Genomic DNA, 17,060 nt, shown 5'->3' with positions numbered 1-17,060 from the left:
ATACAGATCACCGACCCGCGCGGTCAACCGCTCCGCACGACCCGGATCGGACGCGAACAACCCCCGCAACGTGAACTGTTGAGCGTCACGGTGTTCGACCAGCGCCGCCCACTCGGGGCGATCGACCGGACGGACGGAGTCTGACGGTGTGTGAGCCATGTCAGGCGTTCTCCTTGGCGGCCTCGCCCCGCAGGGCGACGGCGTACATCTCGTCGGCGTCGAGGCGGCGCAGCTCCTCGGCGATGAGTTCGGAGGTCGGGCGGACCTTCAGGGCGAGGGTCCGGGGCGGCTGGCCCGGCAGGGTCAGCGTGGCGAGCGGGCCCTCGGGGCGGTCGATGACGACCTCGCCGTTCGGGGTGCCCAGGCGTACGGCGGTGACCACCGGACCGGCGGACACCACCCGCTCCACGGCGACCCCGAGCCGGGCCTCCAGCCAGCGGGCCAGCAGTTCCGCGCTCGGGTTCTCCGCCTCGGCCTCCACGGCCGCCGACGTCACCCGCGCGCGGGCCTGGTCCAGCGCGGCGGCCAGCATCGAGCGCCACGGGGTGAGCCGGGTCCACGCCAGGTCGGTGTCGCCGGGCGCGTAGGTCCGGGTCCGGCCCTCCAGCACCTGGAGCGGACGCTCCACGGCGTACAGGTCGGTGATACGGCGCTGGGCGAGCGCGCCCAGCGGGTCGGCGGACGGATTCTCCGGGGCGTCCACCGGCCACCACACGACGACCGGGGCGTCGGGCAGCAGCAGCGGCAGCACGACCGAGTCGGCGTGGTCGGACGCCTCGCCGTAGGTGCGCAGCACCACGGTCTCGCCGGTGCCCGCCTCGGAGCCGACCCGGACCTCGGCGTCCAGCCGGGAGGTGGTGCGGTCGCGCAGGGTGCGGGCGTGCCGCTTGATGACGACCAGGGTGCGCGAGGGGTGCTCGTGCGAGGCCTCCTCGGCGGCCCGGATCGAGTCGTAGGCGTTCTCCTCGTCCGTGACGATGACCATCGTCAGGACCATGCCGACGGCCGGGGTGCCGATGGCCCGGCGCCCCTGCACCAGCGCCTTGTTGATCTTGCTTGCCGTGGTGTCGGTCAGATCGATCTTCATGGCCTGCGCCAGCTCCGTCCGTCTCGTGCGAGCATCTCGTCCGCCTCCCGAGGACCCCAGGTACCCGACGCGTACTGGGCCGGCCTGCCGTGCCGGGTCCAGTGCTCCTCGATCGGGTCGAGGATCTTCCAGGACTCTTCCACTTCCTGGTGGCGGGGGAACAGGTTGGCGTCGCCGAGCAGCACATCGAGGATGAGCCGTTCGTACGCCTCCGGGCTGGACTCGGTGAACGACTCGCCGTAGGCGAAGTCCATCGACACGTCCCGGATCTCCATCGACGTACCCGGCACCTTCGAACCGAACCGGACGGTCATGCCCTCGTCCGGCTGGACGCGGATGACGACCGCGTTCTGGCCCAGTTCCTCGGTGGCGGTGGAGTCGAACGGGGAGTGCGGGGCGCGCTTGAAGACCACCGCGATCTCGGTGACCCGGCGGCCCAGCCGCTTGCCGGTGCGCAGATAGAAGGGGACGCCCGCCCAGCGGCGGTTGCCGATCTCCAGCTTCACGGCCGCGTAGGTGTCCGTCCCGGACTCCGGGTCGATGCCGTCCTCTTCGAGGTAGCCGATGACCTTCTCGCCGCCCTGCCACCCCTGCGCGTACTGCCCGCGCACGGTGGAGGCGCCCAGGTCGTCGGGGAGCCGCACCGACTTGAGCACCTTCAGCTTCTCGGTGAGCAGCGCCTCGGCGTCGAAGGCGATGGGCTCCTCCATCGCGGTGAGCGCCATCAGCTGGAGCAGGTGGTTCTGGATGACGTCACGGGCGGCGCCGATGCCGTCGTAGTACCCGGCCCGCCCTCCGATGCCGATGTCCTCGGCCATCGTGATCTGGACGTGGTCCACGTACGAGCGGTTCCAGACCGGCTCGTACATCTGGTTGGCGAAGCGGAGCGCCAGGATGTTCTGGACGGTCTCCTTGCCGAGGTAGTGGTCGATCCGGAAGACCTGCTCCGGCTCGAACACCTCGTGGACCACGCGGTTCAGCTCGATGGCGCTGGCCAGGTCGTGGCCGAACGGCTTCTCGATCACCGCGCGGCGCCAGGCACCCTCGGGCGGGGTGGCCAGGCCGTGCTTCTTCAGCTGCTGGACGACCTTGGGGAAGAACTTCGGCGGCACCGAGAGGTAGTACGCGAAGTTCCCGCCGGTGCCGCGCGAGGCGTCCAGCTCGTCCACGGCATCCTTGAGCTGCTTGAACGCGGTGTCGTCGTCGAAGTCGCCGGGCACGAACCGCATGCCCTCGGCGAGCTGCTGCCAGACCTCCTCGCGGAACGGGGTCCGGGCGTGCTCCTTGACCGCGTCGTGCACGACCTCGGCGAAGTCCTGGTCCGCCCAGTCGCGGCGGGCGAAGCCGACCAGCGAGAAGCCCGGCGGCAGCAGACCCCGGTTGGCGAGGTCGTACACGGCCGGCATCAGCTTCTTGCGGGACAGGTCGCCGGTCACCCCGAAGATGACCAGACCGGACGGGCCCGCGATCCGCGGCAGCCGCCGGTCGCGCGCGTCGCGCAGCGGGTTCACCCAGTCGTCGGCCGGGACGGCCGGGACCCGCGCCTCCGCCTCGGCGGCGGGCCGTGCGGCCGGCCGCTCCGGCTCAGGGGCCTTGGTGCTCATGACGCGTCCACTCCCTTGCTCCTCAGCGACTCGCTGACGGCGTCCAGCAGGTCCTGCCAGGCCGCCTCGAACTTGGCCACGCCCTCGTCCTCCAGCTTGCGGACCACCTCGTCGTAGGAGATGCCGAGGCCCTCCAGGGCGGCGAGGTCGGCGCGTGCCCGTGCGTAGCCGCCGGTCACGGTGTCGCCGGTGATGTCACCGTGGTCGGCGGCGGCGAGCAGCGTCGCCTCCGGCATGGTGTTCACCGTGCCGGGCGCGACGAGCTCGTCCACATACAGGGTGTCCTTGTACGCCGGATCCTTCACCCCGGTGGACGCCCACAGGGGACGCTGCGGGTGGGCGCCGGACGCCGCGAGGGCGCTCCAGCGGGCGCTCGCCGGGGTCGTGCCGCGCAGCGAACCGAAGACCTCCTCGTACGCCGCGTAGGCCAGGCGGGCGTTGGCGAGGGCCGCGCGGCCCTTCAGCGCGGCGGCCTCGTCGGTGCCGAGCCCGCTGAGCCGCCCGTCGATCTCGGCATCCACGCGGGAGACGAAGAACGACGCCACGGAGTGGATCGCGGAGAGGTCGAGACCGCGCTCCCGGGCCTTCTCCAGACCGGCGAGGTAGGCGTCCACCACCTCGCGGTAGCGGTCCAGGGAGAAGATCAGTGTGACGTTGACGCTGATCCCGAGCCCCACGACCTCGGTGATCGCGGGCAGACCCGCCCCGGTCGCCGGGATCTTGATCATCACGTTGGGGCGGTCCACCAGCCAGGCCAGCTGGCGGGCCTCGGCCACGGTCGCCACCGTGTCGTGCGCCAGACGCGGGTCCACCTCGATGGAGACCCGGCCGTCCCGGCCGTCCGACGTCGCGTACACCGGGGCCAGGACGTCGGCGGCGGCGCGGACGTCGGCGGTGGTCATCATCCGCACCGCCTCGTCCACCGTCACGCCCCGCACGGCCAGCTCCGCGAGCTGCTCCTCGTAGCCCGCGCCGGAGCCGATGGCCGCCTGGAAGATGGAGGGGTTGGTGGTCACGCCCACGACACCGCCGTCCGCGACCAGACCGGCCAGGCCGCCCGAGGCGATCCGAGTGCGCGACAGGTCGTCGAGCCAGATCGAGACGCCTTCGTCGGCGAGACGCTTGAGGGCTCCCGGCGTGGAGGCCGCCGTGGAGAGTGCTTCGGTCACAGTGATCATCTTTTCTGATTGCGGTGGTGTCAGGCGCGCGCGGCGGCCAGCGACTCGCGGGCGGCGGCGGCGACGTTCTCGGGGGTGAAGCCGAACTCGGCGAACAGGGTCGCCGCGTCGGCGGAGGCGCCGAAGTGTTCGAGGGAGACGATCCGCCCGGCGTCCCCGACGAACCGGTACCAGGTGAGGCCAATCCCGGCCTCCACGGCGACACGCGCCTTCACGGCCGGCGGCAGCACCCGCTCGCGGTACTCGCGCGGCTGCTCCTCGAACCACTCCACGGACGGCATCGACACCACACGGGTGCCGACGCCCTCGGCCTCCAGCAGCTCGCGCGCGGCGACGGCGAGCTGCACCTCGGAACCGGTCGCCATCAGGATCACCTCCGGGGTGGCCGTCGAGGACTCGATGAGCACCCGGCCGCCCTTCGCGGTGTCCGGGTCCGGCGCGTAGACCGGTACGCCCTGGCGGGTGAGCGCCAGCCCGTGCGGGGCGGGGGCGGTCGTGTGCCTCTTCAGGATCTCGGCCCAGGCGATCGCGGTCTCGTTGGCGTCGGCCGGGCGGACGACGTTCAGGCCCGGAATGGCGCGCAGCGAGGCGAGGTGCTCGACCGGCTGGTGGGTCGGGCCGTCCTCCCCGAGGCCGATGGAGTCGTGCGTCCAGACGTACGTCACCGGGAGCTGCATCAGCGCCGACATGCGGACGGCGTTGCGCATGTAGTCGGAGAACACCAGGAAGGTGCCGCCGTAGATCCGGGTGTTGCCGTGCAGGGCGATGCCGTTCATCTCGGCGGCCATCGAGAACTCGCGGATTCCGAAGTGCACGGTTCGGCCGTACGGGTCGGCCTCCGGGAGCGGGTTGCCCACCGGCAGGAAGGAGCTGTCCTTGTCGATGGTGGTGTTGTTGGACCCGGCGAGGTCGGCGGAGCCGCCCCACAGCTCGGGCACGACCGGGCCGAGTGCCTGGAGCACCGTGCCGGACGCGGCGCGGGTGGCGACCGCCTTGCCGGTCTCGAAGACGGGGAGCTTCTCCTCCCAGCCCTCGGGCAGCTCGCCCTTGCCGATCCGGTCGAACAGCGCGGCCCGCTCCGGGGCGGCGGCGCGCCACTCGGCGATCCGCTTGTCCCAGGCGGCGTGCGCCTCGGCGCCCCGGTCCAGGGCGCGGCGGGTGTGCGCGATCACCTCGTCCGCTACCTCGAAGGTGCGCTCCGGGTCGAAGCCGAGCAGCCGCTTCGTCGCCGCGATCTCCTCGGCGCCGAGCGCGGAGCCGTGCGACGCCTCGGTGTTCCGGGCGTTCGGCGCGGGCCAGGCGATGACCGTGCGCAGGGCGATGATCGAGGGGCGGCCGGTCTCGGCACGGGCCGCCTCCAGCGCCGCGTGCAGCGCGGGGGCGTCGATGTCGCCGTCGTCGGTGGGCGTCACCCGCTGGGTGTGCCAGCCGTACGCCGCGTACCGCCCCAGCACGTCCTCGGAGAAGGCGGTGGCGGTGTCGCCCTCGATGGAGATGTGGTTGTCGTCGTAGACGAGGACGAGGTTGCCGAGCTTCTGGTGTCCGGCCATCGAGGACGCCTCGGCGGAGACGCCCTCCTCCAGGTCGCCGTCGGAGACGATCGCCCAGATGGTGTGGTCGAAGGGGGAGGTGCCCTCGGGGGCCTCCGGGTCGAACAGGCCGCGCTCGTAGCGGGCGGCCATCGCCATGCCGACGGCGTTGGCGACACCCTGGCCGAGCGGCCCGGTGGTGGTCTCCACCCCGGCCGTGTGGCCGTACTCCGGGTGACCCGGGGTCCGGGAACCGTGCGTGCGGAACGCCTTGAGGTCGTCCAGCTCCAGCTCGTACCCGGCGAGGTAGAGCTGGGTGTAGAGGGTCAGCGAGGTGTGGCCCGGGGAGAGGACGAAGCGGTCGCGGCCCGCCCACTCCGGGTCCGCCGGGTCGTGACGCATCGTCTTCTGGAAGATCGTGTACGCGGCCGGGGCCAGGCTCATCGCCGTGCCGGGGTGGCCGTTGCCCACCTTCTGCACGGCGTCCGCCGCGAGCAGCCGGGCGGTGTCCACGGCACGGCGGTCCAGGTCGGTCCACTCGAAGGCATCGGATGTCTGCGTGCTCATCTTCAAGAGTCCTCGTTAGCTGCGGGTTGGCTGGCCGGACGCGTTCAAAAGTAAAAGTCTGACTTTTGGGCCGGTAGGGCGAGGTGTGTCACTCTGTGGTGAATCTGGGACAGTGATCACGCGGGAAGAGCGGTGCGAAGGGGACATGGCGGACATGGCATCCGAAATCGCGCCCACCGTGGGGGGTGGCGACGCCATCAGGACGTTCCCCTTCCCCGTCGAACTGGCCGTGGGCGGTGTGGGCATGCAGGTCTGCCCGATGGGCGCCGGGCGCACCTGGCACGCGGATGCCCCGCTGCACCGCGTTCACCGCATCGACTTCCACGTCGTGATGCTCTTCACCGAGGGCCCGGTCCGGCACATGGTGGACTTCGCGGAGTACGAGGCCCGCCCCGGCGATCTGCTCTGGATACGCCCCGGCCAGGTCCACCGCTTCTCCCGCACCGACGCCTACCGGGGCACCGTCCTCACCATGCAGCCCGGTTTCCTGCCCCGCGCCACCGTCGAGGCCACCAACCTCTACCGCTACGACCTGCCCCCGCTGCTGCGCCCCGACCCCGACCGGCTCGCCGCGCTGCACGCCTCCCTCGCCCATCTGCGGCGCGAGTACGAGGACACCACGACCCTGCCGCTCAGCCTGCACACCGCCGTGCTGCGGCACACCCTCACCGGGTTCCTGCTGCGCCTCGCCCACCTCGCGGCCGGTGCCGGGCGGCCCGGCGGACGCCAGCCGGACAGCGCGTTCACCCTCTTCCGGGACGCCGTGGAGAAGGACTTCGCCGCCAACCACAGCGTCAGCGCCTACGCGGACGCCCTCGGTTACTCCCGCCGCACCCTGGTCCGCGCGGTCCGCGCCGCCACCGGCGGGACGCCCAAGGGGTTCATCGACAAACGCGTCGTGCTGGAGGCCAAACGCCTCCTCGCGCACACCGACCTGCCCGTCACCCGCGTCGGCGCGGCCGTCGGCTTCCCCGACCCGGCCAACTTCTCCAAGTTCTTCCAGCTCCGCACCGGCCACACCCCGGCGGCCTTCCGGGCGGAACTGGGCTGACGCGCCCGGGGGCGGCCCCGCGGCGGCCCGTCGGCCGGTGCGCGGGACCGCCCCCGGTGCGGTCCTGCCGTCGTGCGGTGGGGCTCAGCGCCCGAACTGGAACCAGTTCACGTTCACGAAGTCCGCCGGCTGACCGCTGCTGAACGTCAGGTAGACGTCGTGCGTGCCGGTGACCCCGGAGATGTTCGCGGGCACCGTCCGCCAGGACTGCCAGCCCCCGGTGCTGGACAGCGCGAAGCTGCCGATGGGCGCGTTGGAACGGCTGTCGAGCCGCACCTCGACCAGACCGCCGACTCCGGTGGCGGCACCGCTGGCCACCCGCGCCCGGAACTGTGTGGCGGGCGAGGAGCCGAAGTTGACGCCCTTGTACTGGGCCCAGTCACCGTTCGCCAGCGAGCCGATGTCCTGCCCGCCCCCGGTGTCGGTCGTCGCCTCCGGGACCACACCGGACTGCGCGTCGTAGGACTCGGCCTGGATCGTGCCGTAGGCGTCCCGGCCGCCGGACGGCGGGGGAGTCGTGCCGCCACCGCCGCCGCTGCCGGACTGGAGCACCTGGACGTAGTCCACGGCCATCGGGTGGCCCGGCTCGGTACCGCCGTCGGGGCCGCCGCCGAACGCGCCGGGGAAGCCGCCGCCCATCGCCACGTTCAGGATCACGAAGTACCCGTGGTTGGTGGCGTTCGCCCAGCTCGTCGCGTCCATCTGGTTGGCGCGCACGGTGTGGTACGTCGTGCCGTCCACCGAGAAACGGATCTCCTCGGGGCTGGTCGAGCGGTCCCACTCCATCGCGTAGGTGTGGAAGCCCGACTGGCAGGTGGAGCCGGGGCACGGCCGGGAGTTGCCGATGCCGGTCGTCTCGTTGCAGGGGCCGCCGGGGTTGGTGCCGCAGTGCATGGTGGCCCACACGTTGTTCAGGCCCTGCACGTTCTCCATGATGTCCAGCTCGCCGATGGACGGCCAGTTCCAGTAGTTGCCCCGGAACGGCGACCCGAGCGCCCAGAACGCGGGCCAGTACCCCTTGGCCGCCGCGCCCGTCACGTTCGGCATCTGGATACGGGCCTGCACCCGCAGCTTGCCGCCCGCGGGGGGCTGGAAGTCGGTGCGGTTGGTCTCGATCCGCCCGGAGGTCCAGCGGCCCGAGGCATCCCGGCGGGGCGTGATCAGCAGGTTGCCGCTGCCGTCGAGCGCCACGTTGCTGGTGCTGGAGGTCATCGTCTCGACCTCGCCGGTGCCCCAGTTCGCGGCGCCGCCCGGATACGAGGTCCCGGTGTCGTAGGTCCAGTTGCCGGTGTTCACACCGGACCCGGCCGCGCCGTTGAAGTCGTCCAGGAACACCTGGGTCCAGCCGGACGGCGGGGTGGGCGCCGACGCGTCGGCGGGCGTGGTGGCGGCGGTCGTGACCGCCGCCGCCAGGGACAGCGTGGCGGCGGCGGCGAGGAGGGCCCGGCGCAGGGCGCCGGGTCTGTGCGCGCCGGAAGGCTCGGTCATGGAGGTGCCTCTCCGATGGTGAGGGGGTGCGGGGGACGCCTGTCGGAGCGCTCCCGCCCACCAGGGTGAGAGCGCTCTCAGGGTGTCGCCAATGTGCTCTCGGGCGACCGGAGCGTCAAGAGTTCCGACAGGTAAATCCATTACTGGGAGCGGGAGTTGGGCGAACTTGGGGTGATGTGCGGTGCGGCCGGTGCCGCGTCGCGGGCGGGCGTGCCGTGGGTGGTGCGCGGTCCGGTGCGCGTCCGGGGTGGTTGACTTGCGGCGGTGACCGGCCGCGTTCCGGCCCGCGTCCGGGGGCCGCGGGCGGGCGCGGGGAGTGGCGCCGGGACGGCCCGGCGGGAAGGACACGAGGCGTGAGGCTGACGATTCTGGGCGGCGGCGGATTCCGGGTGCCGCTGGTGTACGGGGCGCTGCTGGCGGACCGGGGCGCGGGCCGGGTGACCGAGGTCGTCCTGCACGACACCGACGAGGCCCGGCTGCGCGCGGTCACCCGGGTGCTGGCCGAGCAGGCGGCCGGGGTCCCGGACGCGCCCCGCGTCACCGCGGCCACCGGTCTCGACGACGCCCTGCGCGGCGCCGACTTCGTCTTCTCCGCGATCCGTGTCGGCGGTCTCGCGGGCCGCGCGGAGGACGAACGGGTGGCGCTCGCGGAGGGCGTCCTCGGGCAGGAGACGGTCGGCGCGGGCGGCATCGCCTACGGCCTGCGCACCGTCCCGGTCGCCGTGGACATCGCCCGCCGGGTGGCCCGGCTCGCCCCGGACGCGTGGGTCATCAACTTCACCAACCCGGCCGGGCTGGTCACCGAGGCCATGTCCCGCCATCTCGGGGACCGGGTCATCGGCATCTGCGACTCCCCGGTGGGCCTCGGCCGCCGCATCGCCCGGGTGCTGGGCGCCGATCCGGCGCGGGCGTCGATCGACTACGCCGGGCTCAACCACCTCGGCTGGGTGCGCGGGCTGCGCGTGGACGGCCGGGACGAACTCCCGCGCCTGCTGGGCGATCCCGCGCTGCTCGGCTCGTTCGAGGAGGGCCGCCTCTTCGGCGCCGACTGGCTGCGCTCGCTCGGCGCGGTCCCCAACGAGTACCTGCACTACTACTACTTCAACCGCGAGACCGTACGCGCCTACAGGGAGGCGGAGTTGACCCGCGGTGCCTTCCTCCGCGACCAGCAGGCACGGTTCTACGAGGAGGCGGTACGGCCGGGCAGCGGTGCGCTGGACGCCTGGCACCGCACCCGCGCCGAGCGCGAGGCGACGTACATGGCGGAGAACCGGGAGGCCGCCGGGGCCGGGGAGCGCGAGGAGGAGGACCTGTCCGGCGGGTACGAGAAGGTCGCCCTCGCGCTGATGCGGGCCGTCGCCCGCGACGAACGCGCCACGCTGATCCTCAATGTCCGCAACCGGGGCACCCTGCCGAGCCTGGACGCCGAGGCCGTCGTCGAGGTGCCGTGCCTGGTGGACGCGGGCGGGGCGCGTCCGGTGGCCGTTTCACCGCTCGACGGGCACGCCGCCGCCCTGGTGGGCGCGGTGAAGGCGGTCGAGCGGGAGGTGCTGGCCACCGCGGAGTCCGGGGAGCGGGCGCGGGCCGTGAAGGCGTTCGCACTGCATCCCCTGGTGGACTCGGTGGCGGTGGCCCGTCGGCTGGTGGACGGGTACACGGCCGTCCATCCGGGGCTCGCCTATCTCAAGTAGCTTCCTTAACGAGTGAGTTGGGGCCCGTCGGAGCCCGCCCGGCCACGCGTGGCCGGGCGGGTCCTGGGTGCGGGTGTGCGGTGGGTCGGCGGTGTCAGCCGGTGAAACCGGCCGTGATCGAGGTGAACTGCCAGGTGTTCTGGCTGATGCCGGAGCAGTTGCTGACCACGCCGCCGCCGGGGCAGGCCCGGTCGCGGTTGACGGCCCAGTAGGCGAGCCGTGCGATGTGGTGGGAGTTGCTCCAGTCCTTGATTTGCGTCCAGATGGCCGGAGTGGTGTTCTCCTGCTGGTCCGACAGCCCGTTCATGCCGGAGATCCCGATGTGGCCGTAGGCGGTCGCGTCGTCCCAGCCGAACGTGGACTTCAGCTTGTTCTTCAGCCCCTCGGCCGCGCTCACCGTGTTGCCGTACATGTCGGCGCCGCCGCCGAAGTCGAACGGCATGATCGTGAACACGTCGATGTTGGCGCCCAGGGACTGGGCCTGCTCGATGAGCCGGTTGCCGGAGGCGGTCGGGCCGGTGGTGGAGGTGCCGAAGGTGACGATGGTCCTCAGACCGGGATTGTTGACCTTGACCGTCTTCAGCGCGGTGAGGATCTTCGCCCGGACGGCCTCGTTCTCGAACTCGTCCGTGTTCTCGACGTCCATGTCGATCGCCTTCAACGAGTAGGCGTCGATCACCTTCTGCATCGCGCCCGCCAGCGCGCTCGCCGAGGAGCAGTTGGCGCCCAGCTTGCTGCCGGACCAGCCGCCGAACGACGGGACGACGTCACCGCCCGCCGAGCGGATCTGGTTGATCGCGGTCTGGTCGGCGCCGCCGGTCAGCGGACGGCTGCCGTCCCAGGACGGGGTGCAGCCCCCGGAGTCCAGCACGAACGCCATCGTGAACCACTTCACGCCGGTCGCGCTCATCACGGTCGCTGGGTTGGGCGGATCGCCCCAGCCCTCGTACAGATACGGCGCTGCCTGCTTGAAGCCGGTGCCGCCGCCTCCGCCGCCGCTGCCCGCGTTCGTCGTCACGGACAGGGAGTTGGAGGCCCCGGAGGTGTTCCCGGCCGCGTCCCGCGCCTTCACCGTGAAGGTGTACGCGGTGCTGGGGGAGAGCCCCGAGACGGTCGTGCCGGTGGAGCCGACGGTGAGAATCCGGTTGCCGCCGCTGTAGACGTCGTAGCCGGTCACACCGACGTTGTCGGTGGAGGCGTTCCACTTCAGCGAGACGCTGTTCGCGGTCTTGGCGGTCGAGGTCAGGCCGCTCGGCGCGCTCGGGGCCTGCGTGTCGCCGCCGCCCCCTCCGCCGCCGGGGCCGTCCAGGCTGATGTCGTCGGCGGTGTAGCTGCCCTGCCCGTACCAGCCGTGCACGTAGATGGTGGCGCTGGTCTGTGCCGCGCCGGTGGTGAAGGAGAGGCTGAGCCTGCTGTACGCGGTCGGGGACGACGTCCAGGTGGAGGCGCCGCCGCCCACCCCGAGGTACACGTAGGAACCGCGCACCCAGCCGCTGAGCGCGTACGTGGTGTTCGGCTGGACGGCGACGGTCTGGCTGCACTGGGCGTTGTCGCTCGCCGAGACCGCGCCCTGGAGGGCCTTGGTGCCGCCGTGCACGGGGGAGGAGACGATCGAGCCGAGGTTGCCCGAGCAGCTCCACGGGGAGAGGCCGCCCGATTCGAAGCCGGGGTTGGTGAGGACGTTGGCCGCCTGGGCGGTGCCCGGAAGCGCGACGGCTCCGCCGAGCGCGAGGGCGGCGGAGCCGAGCAGGGCGAGGACCCGGTGTCTGGGACGTCCGAGGAGGTGGCGCACACGATCTCCCTGGGGATGAAGGGGTGTTCGGGCGTGCGGAGCGGTTCGGGAGCGGGAAGCTCCGTGCGGTGCGGGAGCCGGAAGCTCCCGGTGCGCCACCCAAGTTGGTATGGACCAAAGATGGTGTCAAGAAGGCAGACCGGATCGGTCCGCCCCCGGCAGCGGGTCCGCCCCGCGCACGCGGTCCGGTCCGGACGGCCGCTCCGCCACCGGCGCGCCCACGAGGGCCGGGGTCGCGGGCAGCGGGTCGGGTCCGGCCGTGCGCTGCCGGGGGAGGGAGACCGGGCGCAGCGGGCGCGGTCCGGAGACCACCGTGTAGTCCTGCCCGAGGAACGGCGGTTCGAGCACACCGGGGTCCTCGCCCAGCGCGAGCCGCACCGCCGCCCAGGGCGCGTTGATCCCGCACTGCGCGAGCTGGTGCAGCCCGCCCGCCGCACGGGTGTTGACGTCCAGCAGCACCGGCCGGTCGCCGAGCATCCGGAACTGGATGTTGGACAGATGGCGCAGCCCGAACCCCTCCGCGATCAACCGCGCGGGTTCCAGCCACCGTTCGTGCAGCGTGAAGCCCCGGCGGCGGCCGTTCTTGGTGCGGCCCACCGCCATCCGCAACCGGCTGTCCGCGCCGGTCAGACAGTCCACGGACACCTCCGGCTGCTCCAGGCGCGGCATCACCAGCCAGTCCACCGGCCGCTCCGCCCGCCGCAACGCCTCGACCACCGGGTCCAGTTGGACCCACGGACCGGGGAAGCCGTCCAGGTTCTCCAGCGAGAACGGCGACCGTGTGATCATCCGGAAGCCGACCCCGCCCGCGCCCGCCGCCGGTTTGAAACACGCCCGGTGTCCGCCCGCCTCCAACTCCTCTACGGCGCACAGGAGTTCGTCGGCCGTGCGGACCCGCCACCAGGGCGGCACCGGCACGCCGACGGACCGCACGGCCTCGTAGGCGGTCGCCTTGTCCTCGAAGACGGCGGCGCCCTCCGGGGTCGGGCCCAGCACGGCCGTGCCCGCGGCGGCGAAGTCGGCACGGTGCCGGACGATCTCCGCCTGGTGCAGCCGGGGCACGAACACGTCGATGCCGCGCCGGGCGCACAGATCGAGGGCGTACTCCACGTACCCGGCCGGGGACAGGCCCTCCGGCTCCAGCTCGGCGGTGTCGGCGGCGGCCAGCACGGGGGAGTCCGCGTCGCCGTGCGTGGCGTGCACCCGCACCGCCCGGCCGTCGGGATTGCTCCGGAGCTGGTCCATGAAGAAGACGTTCTCCGCGTACGTGCGGTTGAGCCAGACGCGGACGCGAGAGCGCATGCGGGCCGCCTTCGGGACGGTACGGGCAGGACGGGGCGGTCCGCGACCCGGACAGGAGGGAGGAGGGTGCGCCAAACGGCCCTGTTCGAGGGGGAGTTAGGGGCGTCGGCTTGCGGCGATCATACGGCTTTCAATCGCCTGGGCGTGCAACGTGTGGGTCACGGATTCCCCGGGGGCCGGCGCCCGCCCGGACCGGGGGTGCGGGCGGAGTGCGGCCGGGGTACGGGGTGTGGCCGGGACGGGGTGGCGGGCGCCGGACGCGGTCCCCGGGGCGGGCCGGAGGTGATCCGCCGGGCGGGGTGGACAACCCCGGTGACCGGCCGGTTTCCCTCTTGTCGTGGTCCGGCGCGTGTGTTCTCGTGGTGCCGACCGATGATCGGGAAGACGTCCGGAACGGTTCCGGAGGAGAGAGGTGCGCGGGGTGGGGTCCACGGCGGAGTCCGGACAGCTGCTGGCCATCAGCGATCTGCACATCTCCTATCCCGAGAACCGCGCCCTGGTGGAACGGATGCGCCCGGAGAGCGAGGACGACTGGCTGATCGTGGCCGGTGACGTCGCGGAGACCGTGGCGGACATCCGCTGGGCGCTCGCCACCCTCGCCGGACGCTTCCGCAAGGTGCTGTGGGCCCCCGGCAACCACGACCTGTGGACCCACCCGAGGGACACCGTCACGCTGCGCGGCGCCGCCCGCTACGACCATCTGGTCGAGGTGTGCCGGGACCTCGGCGTCACCACCCCCGAGGACCCGTACCCGGTGTGGCACGGCCCCGGCGGCCCGGTCGCCGTCGCCCCGCTGTTCCTGCTGTACGACTACTCCTTCCTGCCGCCCGGCTGCGCCACCAAGGCCGAGGGCCTCGCCCACGCCGAGGGCACCGGGATCGTCTGCACCGACGAGCACCTGCTGCACCCCGACCCGTACCCGACCCGCGAGGACTGGTGCCGGGCCCGCGTCGCCGGGACGGAGCGCCGTCTCGCGGAGATCCCCGAGGACCTGCCCACCGTCCTCGCCGCGCACTACCCGCTGGACCGGCACCCCACCGAGGTGCTCCGGCACCCCGAGTTCGCCATGTGGTGCGGCACCGCGCTGACCGCCGACTGGCACCGCCGCTTCCGGGTCGCCACGATGGTCTACGGCCATCTGCACATCCCGCGCTCCACCGTCCACGAGGGCGTCCGCTTCGAGGAGGTGTCGGTGGGCTACCCCCGTGAGTGGCGCAAGCGTCCGGTACCGCCCGGCCGTCCGCGCCGCATCCTGCCGATGGAGGTCCTGGCCCGGTGATCGAGGAACTGCTCCCGCCGTCCGTGGTGGCCGTGGAGACGTTCGGGGACGCGGAGGCCGACGAGGACGCGCTGTACCCGGACGCCCTCCACCCGGAGGAACGGGCGCTGGTGGCCCGCGCGGTGCCCAAGCGGCGCCGCGAGTTCACCGCCGTACGGGTCTGCGCGCGGCGCTGCATGGAGAAGCTCGGCCTCGAACCCCGGCCGGTGCCGACCGGGGAGCGCGGGGCGCCGGTGTGGCCGGAGGGCATCGCCGGGACCATGACGCACTGCGACGGCTACCGGGCCGCCGCCCTGGTGCGCACCGCCGACCTCGCCTCGCTCGGTATCGACGCCGAACCCCACGGACCGCTCCCCGAGGGCGTGTTCGACACCGTCGCGCTGCCCACCGAGCGCGACCGGCACCGCGAGCTGAGCGCCGCCCACCCCGAAGTGCACTGGGACCGGCTGCTGTTCAGCGCCAAGGAGTCCGTCTACAAGGCGTGGTTCCCGCTCACCCGTGCCTGGCTGGACTTCTCCGAGGCCGACATCACGCTGACCCCGGGACCGTCGGCACCGGGCGCGGCACCGGGCACCTCCGGCGGCCGGGTCCCGCCCGCGCGGGGCACGTTCCACGCCCGGCTGCTGGTGCCGGGGCCCCTGGTGGGCGGCGCCCGGCTGTCCGGCTTCGAGGGGCGCTGGCTGATCGGCGGGGGACTGGTGCTGACGGCCGTGTCGGTCCGGCACGGCTGACCCGCCCCGCCGCCGGGCTCACTCGGGGCGCTGCACGCTCTCCAGCAGCATGTCCAGCCACTCCGCGACCTTGTCCCGGTGCTGGTCCGTGGGGAGCTGGGCCGCGCGCCAGGCGATGCCCCGTACGCCGTGGTCCTGGAGCAGCCGCTGCACCGGGTCCGCCGTGCCGTCCGCCGCGCGCTCCCGGTCCTCCCGGTCCGCGAGCCTCTGCAGCAACTCCTGCTCGGCGCGCTGGAGCGCGCCCGCCAGCGCCTCGGGGTCCTCGGCGGTCAGGAAGCCCGCGTGGACCCGGAAGTAGCGCTGGAGCGCGTCGCAGTGCTCCATCGTGGGCCGCCGGTCGCCGTTGAGAAGGGCGCCCGCCTGCTGCCGGGACATTCCGGCGCCGTCGGCGATCTCCTGCTGGGTGTGGCGGCGGCCGTTCGGTTTCAGCCGGGTGCGGCGCAGCAGGTCGAGGCGTTGCAGGAACCGTGCCTGCACGTCCGGTTCCCCCGCCGGCCGACCGCTCAGCAGCGCCTTGACCACCGGCTCCGGCACACCGCAGGCGACATGCAGCCGCCCGACGTCGAGGACCTCGGTGTGCGGCACCCCGAGGCGGTCGGCGAGCGCGGTGACGCGGGCGACGACGGCCGGTAGCCGAGCGGTCTCCGGGGCGCCCGCGTCCTCGTAGCCATCCGTCACCGACAGAACTCCTACGTCTCTTGAAGGCTTCAGGTAGGTCCGGGCTTCGCACAGGCGGTTCATCCGGACTTCCGGGAGAGTAGCCGGTACGCCGAACCCACATCCAGGTCTCGCCACAACTGTGGCGAATTTCGGCCGTCGCCCGGCAGGAAATGCCACGATAGTTGACACGAGTTGCGTCGGGCGGACAGGATCGCATCGCCGCGTGAAGGCCGCATAGGCAAGAGGGGTGACCTCCCGATGGCACATCAGGCAGAAGGGCAGTGGGCGCCACCGCCCGTCGCCGAGAGCCCCGAGGCTCGGGCTTACCTGGAGGACTACGCCGCGCTGGTGGACGCCGTGGCGTTCCCGTCGCTGGTCGTGGACCACCGCTGGACCGTCGTCACGGCCAACTCCGCCTACGGCACGCTCTTCTCGGGCGTCCGCCCGCACCCCACCGCGATGCCCGCCGTCAGCTTCCTGCGCTTCGTCCTCTTCCACCCCGACGCCCCCGGCATCCTCGGCGACCACGAACCGGGCTGGTGCCTGCCGATGCTGGCCCACCTGAAGACCGCCGTCGAACACCATGCCCACGACCACGAACTCCTCGCCCTGCGGCGGGAGGTGGCCCAGGACCCGATCATGGAGGCCGCCTTCCGGCAGGGCCTGCCGCACTGGCTCGGCGCGGTCGGTGAGCGCGGATCGCGGCTCGACAGCGCCGTACGCCTGCTGCGCCACCCCGACCCGCGTCGGGAGCCGACCGAGTGCCGGATCGTGGACGAAACCCCCGCCGCGCTGCGGGAGTTCGGCTACACCCGGCTGACGATGGTGCTGCGTGACAACCGCCGCCCCGGCGCCGTGACACGCCGTCGCCGTCGCCCGCGCACCTCCGGCGCCCGCCTCACGGTCGTGCCCTCCCCCGAGAACTGACCCGGTTCCGTCGGCGTTCAGGTCGCCGACGGGGCCGGGCAGACAACCGCCCGCGCCCGATCCGCCGTACCGATCCCTCCGTGGCGGTCGGTCTCCGGCGGACCGGGATTCCGGCGGCCGGGTCCCGCCGCCGTCCGGACACCACCGCGCGGGGAATCCCGCAAACCGTTTGCA

Annotated in this window: 13 protein-coding genes; 5 read left to right on the top strand and 8 right to left on the bottom strand. The window is 72.7% G+C overall.

Annotation, left to right across the window (positions count from 1 at the left end; all coding sequences use genetic code 11):
- Window positions 1-160: 160 nt before the first annotated feature.
- From opcA to tkt, 4 genes are read right to left on the bottom strand one after another with little or no spacing between them, the layout of a single operon-like run.
- Entirely contained in the window at window positions 161-1,087 is a 927-nt protein-coding gene (gene opcA, locus KUM39_RS13495; protein WP_217785829.1) for a glucose-6-phosphate dehydrogenase assembly protein OpcA, read from the bottom strand.
- Window positions 1,084-2,691 (bottom strand): glucose-6-phosphate dehydrogenase, encoded by a 1,608-nt coding sequence (gene zwf / locus KUM39_RS13490; RefSeq protein ID WP_246620063.1) that lies wholly within the window; start codon window positions 2,689-2,691, stop codon window positions 1,084-1,086. Before zwf ends, opcA begins: the two co-directional genes overlap by 4 nt.
- Complete coding sequence (gene tal / locus KUM39_RS13485) at window positions 2,688-3,869, bottom strand: transaldolase (RefSeq protein ID WP_217785828.1); 1,182 nt, start codon at window positions 3,867-3,869, stop codon at window positions 2,688-2,690. Before tal ends, zwf begins: the two co-directional genes overlap by 4 nt.
- 20 nt (window positions 3,870-3,889) lie before the next feature.
- Window positions 3,890-5,965 carry a transketolase gene (gene tkt, locus KUM39_RS13480; protein WP_217785827.1) on the bottom strand — a complete coding sequence of 692 codons (2,076 nt, stop codon included), beginning with the start codon at window positions 5,963-5,965 and terminating at the stop codon, window positions 3,890-3,892.
- Window positions 5,966-6,110: 145 nt separating this feature from the next.
- Here tkt and KUM39_RS13475 point away from each other — a divergent pair, with 145 nt between their 5' ends.
- The gene (locus KUM39_RS13475) at window positions 6,111-7,016 is read left to right on the top strand and encodes a helix-turn-helix domain-containing protein (protein ID WP_217785826.1); all 906 of its coding nucleotides are present in this window, start codon (window positions 6,111-6,113) and stop codon (window positions 7,014-7,016) included.
- Between the two features lie 84 nt (window positions 7,017-7,100).
- Here KUM39_RS13475 and KUM39_RS13470 read toward each other — a convergent pair whose 3' ends face one another.
- Window positions 7,101-8,504, bottom strand: coding sequence for a glycoside hydrolase family 16 protein (locus KUM39_RS13470; RefSeq protein WP_217785825.1), 1,404 nt, complete (start codon window positions 8,502-8,504; stop codon window positions 7,101-7,103).
- Between the two features lie 353 nt (window positions 8,505-8,857).
- On the opposite strand from KUM39_RS13470, the gene KUM39_RS13465 reads away from it, so the two are divergent.
- Entirely contained in the window at window positions 8,858-10,195 is a 1,338-nt protein-coding gene (locus tag KUM39_RS13465; protein ID WP_217785824.1) for a 6-phospho-beta-glucosidase, read from the top strand.
- A 94-nt stretch (window positions 10,196-10,289) separates the two neighbouring features.
- On the opposite strand, the gene KUM39_RS13460 is transcribed toward KUM39_RS13465, so the two are convergent.
- Both KUM39_RS13460 and KUM39_RS13455 read right to left on the bottom strand, forming a co-directional pair.
- Entirely contained in the window at window positions 10,290-11,987 is a 1,698-nt protein-coding gene (locus KUM39_RS13460; RefSeq protein WP_217785823.1) for a carbohydrate binding domain-containing protein, read from the bottom strand.
- Between the two features lie 126 nt (window positions 11,988-12,113).
- Window positions 12,114-13,289, bottom strand: a complete 1,176-nt coding sequence (locus KUM39_RS13455) for an ATP-grasp domain-containing protein (protein ID WP_217785822.1) — start codon at window positions 13,287-13,289, stop codon at window positions 12,114-12,116.
- A 421-nt stretch (window positions 13,290-13,710) separates the two neighbouring features.
- On the opposite strand from KUM39_RS13455, the gene KUM39_RS13450 reads away from it, so the two are divergent.
- Together KUM39_RS13450 and KUM39_RS13445 are read left to right on the top strand one after the other, a co-directional pair.
- Window positions 13,711-14,568: a metallophosphoesterase family protein gene (locus KUM39_RS13450; protein ID WP_217785821.1), complete on the top strand. Its 858-nt coding sequence runs from the start codon at window positions 13,711-13,713 to the stop codon at window positions 14,566-14,568.
- Window positions 14,565-15,299 carry a 4'-phosphopantetheinyl transferase family protein gene (locus KUM39_RS13445; protein ID WP_217785820.1) on the top strand — a complete coding sequence of 245 codons (735 nt, stop codon included), beginning with the start codon at window positions 14,565-14,567 and terminating at the stop codon, window positions 15,297-15,299. The genes KUM39_RS13450 and KUM39_RS13445 overlap by 4 nt, the downstream gene beginning before the upstream one ends.
- 18 nt (window positions 15,300-15,317) lie before the next feature.
- Here KUM39_RS13445 and KUM39_RS13440 read toward each other — a convergent pair whose 3' ends face one another.
- Complete coding sequence (locus KUM39_RS13440; RefSeq protein WP_217785819.1) at window positions 15,318-15,977, bottom strand: helix-turn-helix domain-containing protein; 660 nt, start codon at window positions 15,975-15,977, stop codon at window positions 15,318-15,320.
- Window positions 15,978-16,217: 240 nt separating this feature from the next.
- Here KUM39_RS13440 and KUM39_RS13435 point away from each other — a divergent pair, with 240 nt between their 5' ends.
- Window positions 16,218-16,886, top strand: coding sequence for an MmyB family transcriptional regulator (locus KUM39_RS13435; RefSeq protein ID WP_217785818.1), 669 nt, complete (start codon window positions 16,218-16,220; stop codon window positions 16,884-16,886).
- Window positions 16,887-17,060: the final 174 nt, after the last annotated feature.

Source organism: Streptomyces corallincola (assembly GCF_019104725.1).
GTDB lineage: Bacteria > Actinomycetota > Actinomycetes > Streptomycetales > Streptomycetaceae > Streptomyces > Streptomyces corallincola.
This window is presented reverse-complemented; position numbering and strand designations above follow the sequence as displayed.